This is a genomic window from Burkholderia sp. AU38729, from assembly GCF_020419725.1.
GTDB lineage: Bacteria > Pseudomonadota > Gammaproteobacteria > Burkholderiales > Burkholderiaceae > Burkholderia.
The window spans coordinates 245,030-257,420 of record NZ_JAIZQO010000005.1 but is presented as its reverse complement, the minus strand read 5'-3'; the positions used below and the strand labels follow the sequence as shown (position 1 = coordinate 257,420).

The window sequence follows — 12,391 nt, the reverse complement described above, 5'->3', positions numbered from 1 at the left end:
CGCAAACCTGAGCGCTGACGCAGGCGCCGCCCGCCCGCGTCACGCCTTGTGCGTCGACAGCAAAATACTCGTCTCGGTATTCGCGATTCCGTCGATCAGCCGGATCGCGCCGAGCACGCGATCGAAGTGCTCGAGCGAATCGGCATGCAGCTCGGCGACGAGATCCCAGCGCCCGTTGGTGCTGTGGATCGACGCGACGTTCGGATGCCCGCGCAGCACCTTCACCACTTCCGCGCCGCGATTGCCCTGCACGGCGATCGACATCAGCGCGCGGATCCGGTGCCGTTCGGCCGCCGGCTTGAGCCGCACCGTATAGCCGACGATCACGCCGTTCTTCTCCAGCCGCGTCAGCCGGTTCTGCACGGTTGCGCGCGCGACGCGCAATTCCTTCGCCAGCGCGACGACGGGCAGTCGCGCGTTGTCGCGCAGCAGCGCGATGAGCTGCCGGTCGACGTCGTCGAGCGTGATCATGAACGGGCCTTCCTGTTGAACGTGAACCGGCCGCCAGCGTGCCGGAGCCTTTGCATTCCGACCCGCGCAACTTGGTCAAATTGCCATATCGGGTCAGCAATTTGCCAAGTCTATCGATAAATCTGCCACTTTTGCCGTCTTTTTGTTGGCTCGACTCGCCGAAATAATGACGCTATCGACCGGCGAGATGTGCCGCACCGCCGCTTCCAGCAAGCCGGGACGCGCGCCGAAGCACCGCGCGGTCGACCAGAACGCCAGGGACACCCGTACCGGCACTGAGCACTTGCAAAGCATGGGACCCGAGTAAGCGCTAAAGCGCTAACTCGGGTCGACAGGAGACAGACGTATGACCCGCTTCCTCGACGTTCCCGCCACCGCCCGACTGATCGCCCAGACCGGCGTCACGACGTTCCTCCGCGAGCTCGTCGACACGCTGCGCGCCGATTACCTGCACTGGGCCGACTTCGACAAGTCGCCGCGCGTCGCGTGCCACTCGCGCGACGGCGTGATCGAACTGATGCCCGTCGCGAACGCGTCGCTGTTCGCGTTCAAGTACGTGAACGGCCACCCCGTCAATGCCGCGCGCGGGATGCACACGGTGATGGCGTTCGGCGCGCTCGCCGAAGTCGATACCGGCTACCCGCTGCTGCTCGCCGAACTCACGCTGACCACCGCGCTGCGCACGGCCGCCACGTCGGTGCTCGCCGCCCAGGTACTCGCCCGCCCCGATTCGCGCACGATGGCGCTGATCGGCAACGGCGCGCAGAGCGAATTCCAGGCGATCGCGTTCCACACGCTGCTCGGCATCGACGAGATCCGCGTGTTCGACGTCGATCCGCACGCGACCGACAAGCTCGTGCAGAACCTCGCCGCCTACCCGGCGCTGCGCGTGGTGCGCGCCGCGTCGACCGCCGACGCCGTGCGCGGCGCCGACATCGTGACGACCGTCACCGCCGACAAGGCGTACGCGACGATCGTCACGGCCGACATGATCGAGCCCGGCATGCACCTGAACGCCGTGGGCGGCGATTGCCCGGGCAAGACCGAACTCGAGGCCGGTGTGCTGCATGCGGGCCGCGTGTTCGTCGAATTCGAGCCGCAGTCGCGCATCGAGGGCGAGATCCAGCAGATGCCGGCCGACTTCCCCGTCACCGAGCTGTGGCGCGTGCTGCAGGGCGAGACGAGCGGCCGCGAACGCGCGGATGAAGTCACGGTGTTCGACTCGGTCGGCTTCGCGCTCGAGGATTACTCGGCGCTGCGCTACCTGTATGCGCTCGCGCAGCAGCACAACGCGGGCGTCGAGATCGCGCTGATTCCGCCGGCCGTCGACCCGAAGAACCTGTTCGCGCTGATCGACGACCCGGCCGCAATCGCGCAGGGCCACGCGGCATACGTGACCGAAGCCGTCGCCGCGTTCGCGCGCTGACCGTCATCCCCGGCGGCCCATGCGCCGCCCGGCCCCTTGCCTTTCGCTCCTGCCTTCCATGAATCTCGTATCGATCCAGGCGCCGGCCGCCGTCGTGATGATCCGGCCGCACCGCTTCCTGCCGAACCCGCAGACCGCGGCCGACAACGCGTTCCAGCGCACGGCCGGCGGCGACGTCGCGCACGGCGCGGCATCCGTGTCGGCCGCCGCGCGCGACGAAGTCACGGCCGCCGCGCGGACGCTCGCCGATGCGGGCGTGCGCGTGCACGTGTTCGACGACCACGGCGAGCGCGACACGCCCGACTCCGTGTTCCCGAACAACTGGTTCTCGACGCATCCGGGCGGCCACGTCGCGCTCTTTCCGATGTTCAGCGCGAACCGGCGCCGTGAGCGGCGCGCGGACGTGATCGAGATGCTGAAGGCCGAGTACCGCGTGCAGGACGTGATCGACTACTCGGGCCTCGAATACGACGACGTGTTCCTCGAAGGCACCGGCGCGATGGTGCTCGACCACGTCGCGCGGATCGCGTACACCGCGCGTTCGCGCCGCGCCGATCCGGTCGCGCTCGAACGCTTCTGCACGAATTTCAATTTCGAGCCGATCTGCTTCGATACGGCCGATGCCGACGGGCGCCCGATCTATCACACGAACGTGATGATGAGCGTCGCGACCGAGTTCGCGATGGTCGGCCTCGAACTCATCGCCGACCGCCGACGTCGTGACGAGATCGCGCAACGGCTGGCCGAAACGGGCCGCACGGTGATCGCGCTCGATGCCTCGCAGATCGCGAATTTCGCGGGCAATACGCTGGAATTGTCGGGCAAGGAGGGGCGTGTGCTCGCGCTGTCGCGGCGCGCGTACGACTGCCTCACACCGGTGCAGCGCGCAACGATCGAGCGTTCGGCACGGCTGCTGCCGCTCGACGTTCCGACGATCGAACTGGCCGGTGGATCGGTGCGCTGCATGCTGGCGGGGATTCATCTGGCGCAGCGGGCGGCCATGCAGAACGCACTGGACGTGCCTGCAATCGAATTGGCCAAACCGCAGCGTGCGCGGGAACCGCAGACCTGACATCGAGAGGCGAAAAGCCCGCAACGTTTGTTGTTCGATACGCCAGTGCGGAGCAGTCTCGGTACGGCTGCCACCGAGCGCAGCAAACGGCGCTGCCACAGGTACCGACACGCACGTCTGTTCGGCCGTCGCGGTCAGTTGGTAGAGCAGGTGGGCATATCAGGCTCCGTCCTCGGCACGCGTCATGTCGATCAGCCGGAGCAAGCTAGTGCGCAATGCCATGCGTCGGTCGGGGCACGTTCGATGCGCGCTCACGTCAACGACGCGCGCAAATCGGTCAGTGTGATCATGACTGTCATAGGATCCAGCGGCGACGGCTCGAATCCGACCTGCAGATAGAAGCGCTGCGCGTCGGCCGACAGTGCATGTGCGAGCAGCCCGCGAATCCCGATGGTGTCGGCCGCCTGCATGACCCGTAGCCCGGCGTCACGCAACAGCCCGCGGCCCAGTCCGCGGCCCTGCCAGGCCCGGTCTACCGCGAGCCTGGCCAACACAACGACCGGTACGGGGTCCGGCATGTTGCGGCGAAACCGTCCGGGTGCGGCCGCGACATCCACCGCACCAGACGCTAGCGCGTAGTAGGCAACGACGCGCTGGTCATCACACACCACGAAGGTACGTGACGCGCCGCTCACGTGGTTACGCAGGGCTCTCCGCTTGAGCCAATCGTCCAGGTTCGGCTCACCCGAATCGAAGGCGTCCAGGGCGCCCGCCTGCGCATGTTCCAGCGTAATCGGGGTGGGCGCGCGCAGCGTCATGCGACGGGGCCGCCCGAGCCGTCCCACGGCGCGGGCGTCTGCATCGTGCGCCGCAACTGGGGATTCGGCGCCGGTGACGCATCGAGCCGCGCGACGAACGCGGCATACGCGTCGGGACTGGCGCGCACCAGCGTCGCCTCGAGCAGGGTTTCCTCAGCGGCCGCGCGGGCGGCGGACAGGATGAAGTCGGTGCGGTTCTGCCCGCGTGCGGCGGCCGCGCGATCGATCAGGTCGCGTTCGTCAGGCTGCACGCGCAAGTTCAGGGTGTCGCGCTTGGTCGGGGGGCGATGGGTAGCGGACATGGAGGAGCCTCCGGTCAACAACAGTGCTTGGATACCCATATTGTACTGACATTGTCAGTACAATTCCACCGACTATCAAGGTTCAGAACGCGGCCTACGTGTTTTGACACGTTAAACACAATGCCGCTAATGCCCTTTAGCGGCATTGAAAGAATCGAAAGAAAAACCCGGCCGGGGCATACAAGGCGGGAACAGAATCCGTCCGCGACTATCGCGCCCTGTTCCGGCGCATAGTTGGCTAGCGACCAGGCGGCCGGATCGGCCCAGCCAAGTTGCTTGCATCTTCGCTACCCTCTCCGAACGGTGCCTAAACGTGTGGCAGTACGCGCTCACCCCGCCAGCAGCTTCAACCCCGCCGGCAGCGTTTCGCCGAACACGCGCACCGTGTCGGCTTCGTCGAACGCGATCGCTTCACGGACCATGTCGATCCATGCCGCCGACGCATTCGCGGCCGACAGGCGCTTGATCACGGCCTCGCGTGTGTCGTCCGGCAAATCGCGCGAACGGTCTCCGGTCATCCGCGCAATCTGTGCAGCCGCGAACGCCGCCGGCTCGACCTGTTTCCAGTCGAGCGTGAACAGCGCATCGAGCCAGCCGGTGGCGACTGCCGCCGGCACGACACTGTGCGCGCTGCCGTAGAACGGCCGGCGCGCACCGATGCGTCCGAGCGCCCACGCGCACAGCGTGCGCTCCGCCGGCTTCTGCAATTGCGCGATCAGCCGCTCGGCCAGCTCGACCTTGCGTTCAACGGGCAGTCGCTCAAGCGACGCGGACAACCGCGTCATATCGGCCGGTCCGACCTTGCCCGGATCGAACGGCAGCTTGCGCCGCTTGTCGTCGGTTGGTTCGAGGAACGCGATCGCGTCGCGCACCTGCGTCTGCGCATCGTCGTCGAGGCCGCCGGCCACGCGCCGCCACAACGTCCACCACTCCGACCACACCTGAGCGTCGGTCACATACTGAATCCCGTCGTCGAACAGCGGCCACAGCTGCTCGATGCGCCATGCATCGAGCGGATGCCCGAACCCCGGACGCAGGCAATAGCCGGCCAGGTTCAGCCACGCACGTTCGTGATCGGCCGAGCGCCGCCGCCGACGTGCGCGCGCGAGCAACGCATCGAACAATTCACGCGCGAGCGCGACGTCCCACGCTTCGCGCGCACCGAGCACCTGCTCGAGCTGCGCGCGCAGCCGGCGCGTATCTTTCGGCGTGACGCCGGCGGCCTTGCTGCCGAACGAGCGCTCGATCAGTTCGAGCGCCTGATCGAGCCGCGGGTGCCGCGCGAGCGCAGCGTCGTCGCCCTGCACGGGCGCATCGCCGCGCAGCTGGAATTCGAGCCGCCAACGGCGCGACGCATCGTCGGTCGCGATGCAGTGCATTTCGAGCGTGCCGACCTCGGTCAGCGACGCGGTAAGCTTCACCGGTGTTTCGCGCGCATCGCCGCCCACTTTTGCGTCGACGACCGTCGCGATCGGCGGCAGCCGCACGAAATCGCCCCCGTCGAGATCGACGAGATCGCCGGGCCGATACGCGGTGTCGGCCACCGTGGATACGAGGTGGAAACGCACCGGCTGCCCGAGTTGCAGCGCGAACGTGCGATCGTCGAGCCGGATCTCGTGGCCCTCCTCCGTGCCGCGCGGCAGCAGGCACACGCCACGCGCGGCCGCGCCTTCGGCGCCATCGTCGAGCACGAGGAAATAGCTGCGCGCGGACCCGCCGCCGATGCGCGGTGCATGCCCCGCACGCGCGAGCCCGTAGGCCACCGCACCGCGTGCGACCGCGACGTCCGGATGCGCGTTGTGCAGCACGTCGAGCGGCGCACCGCGCCACGCGCCGAGCGTCTGCGCGAGACGGCCGGCGAGCGCGCCCGCGCGGAACACGCCGCCGTTGAGCAGCAGCGTGTCGGGCAGCGGGCCTTCCGCATGCCGGTTCAGGAACGCGGCGACGTGCCGCGTGACGGCCGCGTCGCTCGCATACGGCAGCCCGAATTCGACGATCGCGGCGCGCGCACGGCGCGGCAGTTCGCCGGCTTCGACCTGCGGGAAGAAACCGTCGACGACGATCTGCTCGGCTTCCTGCCGCGTCAGCTCGGCCGAGCGCGCACCGCCGACGAGCTTGCTGCCCGCGCCGAGCAGCGTGACGTTGACGGATTCGGGGGCATCGTCGCCGAGCAGCCGCTCCTTCGCGGCGCGGCAACGCTCGACGAGCTGCGACAGGCTCGCGGCGGACAGCCGCGTGCCGGGCTCGGTCAGCCGCGACTCGACCAGGCGCGCAAGCGCAAGGTCCATGTTGTCGCCCCCGAGCATCAGGTGGTTGCCGACGCCGACGCGCGTGAAGGTCGGCTCGCCGTCGCCGCCCGGCGCGACATCGACGAGCGTGAGATCGGTCGTACCGCCGCCGACGTCGCAGATCAGCACGCGGCGCGCAGCGGCAAACGTCTCGCGCAGCGTGTCGCGCTGCCCGTACAACCAGTCGTAGAACGCGGCCTGCGGCTCTTCCAGCAGCCGCAGCGCGGGCAGCTTCGCACGTCGCGCGGCCTCGACCGTCAGCGCCCGCGCGCCGTCGTCGAACGACGCGGGCACCGTCAGGATCACATCCTGCTTCGCGAGCGGTGCGTCGGGAAAACGGGCATCCCATGCGTCACGCACGTGCGCGAGATAGCTCGCGCTCGCATCGACCGGCGACACCTTGTCGACGCCGTCGGCCGCGCCCCACGGCAGGATCGCCGCGAGCCGGTCGACCGACGCGTGCGACAGCCAGCTCTTCGCGCTCGTCACGAGCCGGCCCGGCACCTGCGCGCCGAGCGTGCGCGCGTAGCGGCCGATCACGGCCGGCGTCGCACCGGTCGCGCTCGCTTTCGCGTGGGCCGCCCACGGCAGCCGCAGCGTATCCGGCGGCAGCTCGGCCTCCGCCGGGTGATAGCGCACCGACGGCAGCAGCGGCTGTGCCGCCACCGCGCCGGGGCCGACCAGCTGCTCGACGTCGAACACGCGGATCGCGTCGGAACCGGCCTCGACGTATGCGACGACCGTATTGCTCGTGCCGAGGTCGATCCCGACCGTATAGCGCTTCATCGCGCTCAGGCGGCGCCGCGCACGTCGAACTCGACCTTCCAGCGCTCGTCCGTGCCGCTCGGGATCGCCTCGAGTTCGAGCGTGCCGGCTTCGGTCACGCGCGCATGCAGCTTCACCGGCACGACCTCGCCGACGGTGCGCCCTTCGGCGGGCAGCGTCGCCTGGATTTCCTCCAGCTCCTGCAGCTCTTCCGGCGACCAGTAGTCGAGCAGCGTGCCGACCTGGTCCTGGCGGCGCACCGACGACCCGAAGAAGCGGAACTGCACCGGTTCGCCGACGACGAGGCCGAACTCCTGCGGCGGCAGTGCCGCGTCCGAGCCCTCCTCCATCCCGAACGGCGCGACGCACAGCGCCTGCACCGGCGGTTCGAGCCCCGGCACGGCCGGCATCGCCGATTCGATCGCGACGTAGTACGCACGCGCCGTGCCGCCGCGAATGCGCACGCCGCGGCCGCGCTTCACGTAGCCGTAGTACGCGGCGCCGCGCGCAACCGCGAGATCGAGATCCGCGCCTTCGAGCAGGCGCGCGGGCGGCGCACCTTCCGCGGCGAGCCAGCTGTTGAGCGTATCGAGCACGCGCTGCGTGAGCAGCGTCGACTTGAACACGCCGCCGTTGAACAGCACGGCGGTCGGATGCAGGAACGTCGCGCCCTGCGGCAGCGTGCGCTGCACGCCGTCGAGCGAGTCGAGCGCCGCGACCTGGCGGCCGAGGAACGCCGCGAGATGGCGCGTGATGCCCGCGTCCTGCGCATACGGCAGGCCGAGCTGCGTCAGGCCGACGCGGGCGCGGCTCACCGGGCGCGCGGCCGCGTCGACTTGCGGGAAGAAGCCTTCGAGGATCGTCTGCGTGAGTTCCGCGCGCGTCAGCTCCGTGCGGATCGACCCGCCGATCAGCTTCGAGCCGCGGCTCGGCACGACGAGCGGCACCGCGTCGGTCGTCGGGTCGGACAGCAGCGTTTCCTTCGCGGAACGGCACGCGTACGTGAGCGCGCGCAGTTGCCACGGATCGGCCTGCGTGCCCTGCTGCGCGAGCTTGCGCGCGACGATGTGCGCAAGCGCGAGGTCCATGTTGTCGCCGCCGAGCAGGATGTGCTCGCCGACCGCCACGCGATGCAGTTCGAGATTGCCTTCGCGCTCGACCACCGCGATCAGCGACAGGTCGGTCGTGCCGCCGCCGACGTCGACGCACAGGATCAGGTCGCCGACCTGCACCTGCTTGCGCCAGCCGCCCTGGCTCTTCTGGATCCAGCTGTACAGCGCGGCCTGCGGCTCCTCGAGCAGCGTCATCCGCGAGTAGCCGGCGGCGCGGGCGGCCTCGGCCGTCAGTTCGCGCGCGGCCGGGTCGAACGATGCGGGGATCGTGACCGTCACGTCCTGGTCGGCGAACGGCGCGTCGGGATGCGTGTGGTCCCACGCTTCGCGCAGGTGCGTCAGGTAGCGGATCGAGCTTTCCAGCGGCGACACGCGCGCCACTTCCGGCGGCGCATCGCTCGGCAGGATCGCCGCGCGGCGGTCGACACCCGGGTGGCACAGCCAGCTCTTCGCGCTCGACACGAGGCGGATCGGGGTGCCGGCGCCGCGCGTGCGGGCCATCTCGCCGACCGCGAAGCCGCGCGAGGCCGTCCACGGCAGCGTCAGGTCGCCCTGCGTGAGTTCGCTTTCATGCGGCAGGTAGAGGAACGACGGCAGCAGGTCGCGCGACTCCAGCGCGCCGGGCGCGGTGAGCTGCGCGATCGGCAGCACCTGCTGCGTGATGGTTTCGCCGTCGCTCGCGGCGCTGTCGACGTACGACAGCGCGCAATGGGTGGTACCGAGATCGATGCCGATCGAATAGCGCGGATCGCTCACAGTTCCACCTCCGCCGGTGCGACGACCGACGCGTCGTGGCTGCCCGTCAGCTTCGGCAGGCGCACGTCGGCGACCCGCCAGCCGCGATGGCTGACGGTGCCCGTGAACGGCGCGGCGCCGACCACGTTGCCGGTCACGCGCACGGCCGTCGCGTCGAAGCCGGCCGGCAGCGTCACGCGGCTGCCTTCGGCTTCGTCGCGCACCGGCACGATCGTGAAGTGTTCGCGCAGCGCGGCACGGCAGCCGTCGTGCACGAGGCGTGCGGCCGCGCCGATGTCGGCGTCCGCGTAGCCGGCGATGTCTTCCTCGACGAAGTCGATGAAGCGCGCATCGCGCTGCAGCAGGCCGAGCAGTTGCAGCGCGGCCTGCGGGCTCGCTTCGCGCAGCTCGGGTGCCGGCGCCTTCACGGGCGCGGCGGCAGGCGCCGGGGCCGGAGCAGCGGCGGGTGCCGGCGCGACCGGTGCCGGGGCGCCATCGCGCACGCGCAGCACGCCGGCCGCGAACTCGCGGTTGCCGAGCACGGAGAAAAACGTGCCGACGGCCAGCGACAGCCGGCCGAAGAAGGACAGGTTGGATTCGGGCATGGGGTCTGGACTCCTGTGGGCTCGCGACGTGGCGAGCGTTTCTTGCCTGGGCGCCCGGCGGCGGCGTGCGGATGGCGCACCGCCGCCGCCCGGCGCGTGATTCGGTCGCGCCCTCGCGGGTGCGGAAAACCCGTATTTTGCCCTGTGGCGGGCGAACCGGGCAGAAGTTGGGGGACAGAACATCGCGGTGCAGCGTTTTCGGCCACGTCGGCGCGCACATGGCGCGACGCCCGGCCGCGATGCTGCGGCGCGTCAGCGCGGCTTGCGCCGCTTCGCGTGCTTCGCCTCGAAATCGCGCGACAGCATGCCGAGCGTGACTTCGCCGAAGCGGGCGAGCAGCGTCGTCTCGGCCTCCTTCAGCGTGGCCGACAGGTGCGCATTGACGGCCTGCTCGACCAGGCATTCGGCCTCGTCGTCGGTCACCAGATCGGAGAACAGCGGCGGCTCGCCCACCGCGCGATAGACGTCGAGCAGCGTGATGTCGTCGAGCGCGACGCTCAGCACCCAGCCGCCGCCATGCCCCTTCTCCGACTGCACGTAGCCGCAGTCGCGCAAGCCGCCGAGCAGGCGCCGCACGACGACCGGGTTCGTGCACAACATCGTCGCGATCGCGTCGGACGTCATCGGGCCGTCGGCCTGATCCATGTGGATCAGCGCATGCAGCATGCGCGACAAGCGGCTATCGGTTCTCACGGGCGGCGCTCCCCTCTCTCGAAACTTTTGAAGTTGCGTGAATGATACCATCGCCCTATCATGCAACTTCTCGTGTTTCGTGAGTTGGGTTGAGTTGAGTCGAGACGACCACCATCGGAGCACGTCCGTCATTCACGCAGGTTCAGGAAAGGAGTCGGTGCATGCATGGCCATCATGAAGTGATCGTGATCGGCGGCAGCTTTGCGGGGCTGTCGGCCGCGATGCAGCTTGCTCGGGCGCGCCGCCGTGTGCTCGTAGTCGACGCCGGCCGGCCGCGCAACCGCTTTGCCGCGCACGCGCACGGTTTTTTCGGGCAGGACGGCAAGCCGCCCGCACAGATCGTCGAGCAGGCCGCCGCGCAGCTCGCCGCGTACCCCACCGTGCAACGGATCGCAGGCGACGTGCGCACGGCCGAGCGCGATGCGGACGGCCGCTTCCACGTGACGCTCGCCGACGGCAGCCGGGCGAGCGCCGACCGGCTGATCCTCGCGACCGGTATCCGCGACGCGTTGCCCGCGCTGCCGGGGCTTGCGGAACGTTGGGGCGCGAGCGTGCTGCATTGTCCGTACTGCCATGGATACGAGGTGAGCGGCCAGCGGCTCGGCGTGCTCGCCACGCATCCGCTGTCGGTGCATCAGGCGATCCTGATTCCGGACTGGGGCCCGACGACGTGGTTCACGCAGGGTGTAGTCGAGGCGAACGAAGAAGAAGCCGCGTTGCTCGATGCGCGCGGCGTGCGCATCGAACGGTCGCCGGTCGTGGAAATCCTCGGCGATGCGCCGCGAATCGAAGCGTTGCGGCTCGCCGACGGGCAGGTCGTGCCGATCGATGCGCTGTTCGTCGGCGCGCACACGGCGATGGCGAGCGATCTCGCGCAGCAGCTCGGCTGTGCGTTCGACGACGGGCCGCTCGGCCCGGTCGTGCGCGTCGATGCAATGAAGCAGACGAGCGTCGCCGGCGTGTTCGCGGCCGGCGACGCGTCGACGCCGATGACCAACGCAACGTTCGCATCGGCGTCGGGCGTGATGGCCGGGGTCGCCGCGCACCGGTCGCTGATTGTCGGGCTCGGCCGGTAACGGTGCGTGGCGTCGCGGGCCGTGTGATTCGAAGCGGCCACGCAATCCGATTCGGTGCGCGACCGACGCGATCCACCGCCGCACCGATGGATTCGCGTCGCGATGTGCGGTTTAATGCTCGGCACACCCAGCATTAAGAGACACGAAATGCTCGACCTCGACGACCTTCGACTCGTCCGCGCGATCGGCACGTCGCGCTCGCTGGCCGCGGCCGCGCGGCTGCTCGATCTCACGCCGCCCGCGGTCACGATTCGCCTGCAGCGGATGGAAGCGCGATTGAACGCCCGGCTCGCCGTGCGGCAGCCGAAAGGGATCGCGTTGACCGACGAAGGGCAGCGCCTGTACCAGGAAGCCGTCGACATCCTCGAGCGCGTGGAGGCGCTGCCGGTCAGCATCTCGGGCGACCACGGCGACGTGCGCGGCACGCTGCGCGTCGTCGCCCCGCTCGGCTTCGGCCGCAAGTACGTCGCGCGGATCGTGCGCGACGTGCAGCGCGCGCATCCGAAGCTCGACATCGCGCTCCACCTGTCGGAGAGCCCGTTGACCAGCGCGCCGGGCGCCGACGTGGTCGTTCACGTCGGCAGCCTCAAGTCGTCGTCGTGGATCGGGTATCCGCTCGCGCCGAATGACCGCTTTCTGTGCGCGAGCCCCGCCTATGCGCGCCGTATCAAGGAATTGAACCATCCGTCCGACCTCGCCCGCTACGACTGCCTGTGCCTGCGCGAGAACGACGAGGACATCCCGCGCTGGCGCTTCTCGCAAGGCGGCGACGTCAAGGGCGAACCGCGCCGGTCCGCCGTGATCCGCGTGACCGGCGCGCTGTCCTCGAACGACGGCACCGTCATCACGGAATGGGCGCTGGCGGGGCTCGGGATCGTCGAGCGCTCCGAGTGGGACGTCGCGCCGCTGCTGGCGAACGGCAAGCTCGTCCGGTTGCTGCCCGACTGGCACCTGCCGCCGGCCCCCGTGACGGCGCTGCTGCCGTCGCGCACCGGCCGCTCCGCGCGGCAACGGGTGTTTCTCGAAGCCGCGACACGGTTGCTCAGCCCGCCGCCGTGGCGTGGCAACGCGTGAGCCGCGCCGCGGGC

Annotated in this window: 11 protein-coding genes; 4 read left to right on the top strand and 7 right to left on the bottom strand. The window is 69.6% G+C overall.

Going from position 1 to position 12,391, the window contains the following annotated elements; all coding sequences use genetic code 11:
• Positions 1–39: 39 nt before the first annotated feature.
• Positions 40–471: an Lrp/AsnC family transcriptional regulator gene (locus LGM56_RS15705; RefSeq protein WP_006479718.1), complete on the bottom strand. Its 432-nt coding sequence runs from the start codon at positions 469–471 to the stop codon at positions 40–42.
• 346 nt (positions 472–817) lie between these two features.
• On the opposite strand from LGM56_RS15705, the gene LGM56_RS15700 reads away from it, so the two are divergent.
• Both LGM56_RS15700 and ctlX read left to right on the top strand, forming a co-directional pair.
• Positions 818–1,897 carry an ornithine cyclodeaminase gene (locus LGM56_RS15700; protein WP_089497654.1) on the top strand — a complete coding sequence of 360 codons (1,080 nt, stop codon included), beginning with the start codon at positions 818–820 and terminating at the stop codon, positions 1,895–1,897.
• A gap of 58 nt (positions 1,898–1,955) precedes the next feature.
• The gene (gene ctlX, locus LGM56_RS15695; RefSeq protein ID WP_226205547.1) at positions 1,956–2,969 is read left to right on the top strand and encodes a citrulline utilization hydrolase CtlX; all 1,014 of its coding nucleotides are present in this window, start codon (positions 1,956–1,958) and stop codon (positions 2,967–2,969) included.
• A gap of 251 nt (positions 2,970–3,220) precedes the next feature.
• Here the strand turns inward: ctlX and LGM56_RS15690 are convergent, their stop codons facing one another.
• From LGM56_RS15690 to LGM56_RS15665, 6 genes are all read right to left on the bottom strand, one after another.
• Complete coding sequence (locus LGM56_RS15690) at positions 3,221–3,727, bottom strand: GNAT family N-acetyltransferase (RefSeq protein ID WP_071333118.1); 507 nt, start codon at positions 3,725–3,727, stop codon at positions 3,221–3,223.
• On the bottom strand, positions 3,724–4,029 hold the full coding sequence (locus tag LGM56_RS15685) for a DUF1778 domain-containing protein (protein ID WP_089497656.1): 306 nt from the start codon (positions 4,027–4,029) through the stop codon (positions 3,724–3,726). Before LGM56_RS15685 ends, LGM56_RS15690 begins: the two co-directional genes overlap by 4 nt.
• Positions 4,030–4,358: 329 nt before the next feature.
• On the bottom strand, positions 4,359–7,103 hold the full coding sequence (locus LGM56_RS15680) for an Hsp70 family protein (protein WP_226205544.1): 2,745 nt from the start codon (positions 7,101–7,103) through the stop codon (positions 4,359–4,361).
• Positions 7,104–7,108: 5 nt separating this feature from the next.
• The gene (locus LGM56_RS15675) at positions 7,109–8,950 is read right to left on the bottom strand and encodes an Hsp70 family protein (protein WP_226205542.1); all 1,842 of its coding nucleotides are present in this window, start codon (positions 8,948–8,950) and stop codon (positions 7,109–7,111) included.
• Positions 8,947–9,534: a DUF2760 domain-containing protein gene (locus tag LGM56_RS15670; RefSeq protein ID WP_069250834.1), complete on the bottom strand. Its 588-nt coding sequence runs from the start codon at positions 9,532–9,534 to the stop codon at positions 8,947–8,949. Before LGM56_RS15670 ends, LGM56_RS15675 begins: the two co-directional genes overlap by 4 nt.
• Before the next feature lie 252 nt (positions 9,535–9,786).
• Entirely contained in the window at positions 9,787–10,227 is a 441-nt protein-coding gene (locus LGM56_RS15665) for an RrF2 family transcriptional regulator (RefSeq protein WP_089497660.1), read from the bottom strand.
• 161 nt (positions 10,228–10,388) lie between these two features.
• Between LGM56_RS15665 and LGM56_RS15660 the strand changes: the two genes are divergently transcribed.
• Both LGM56_RS15660 and LGM56_RS15655 read left to right on the top strand, forming a co-directional pair.
• On the top strand, positions 10,389–11,303 hold the full coding sequence (locus tag LGM56_RS15660) for an NAD(P)/FAD-dependent oxidoreductase (protein ID WP_226205540.1): 915 nt from the start codon (positions 10,389–10,391) through the stop codon (positions 11,301–11,303).
• 147 nt (positions 11,304–11,450) lie between these two features.
• On the top strand, positions 11,451–12,377 hold the full coding sequence (locus tag LGM56_RS15655; protein WP_089497662.1) for a LysR substrate-binding domain-containing protein: 927 nt from the start codon (positions 11,451–11,453) through the stop codon (positions 12,375–12,377).
• Positions 12,378–12,391: the final 14 nt, after the last annotated feature.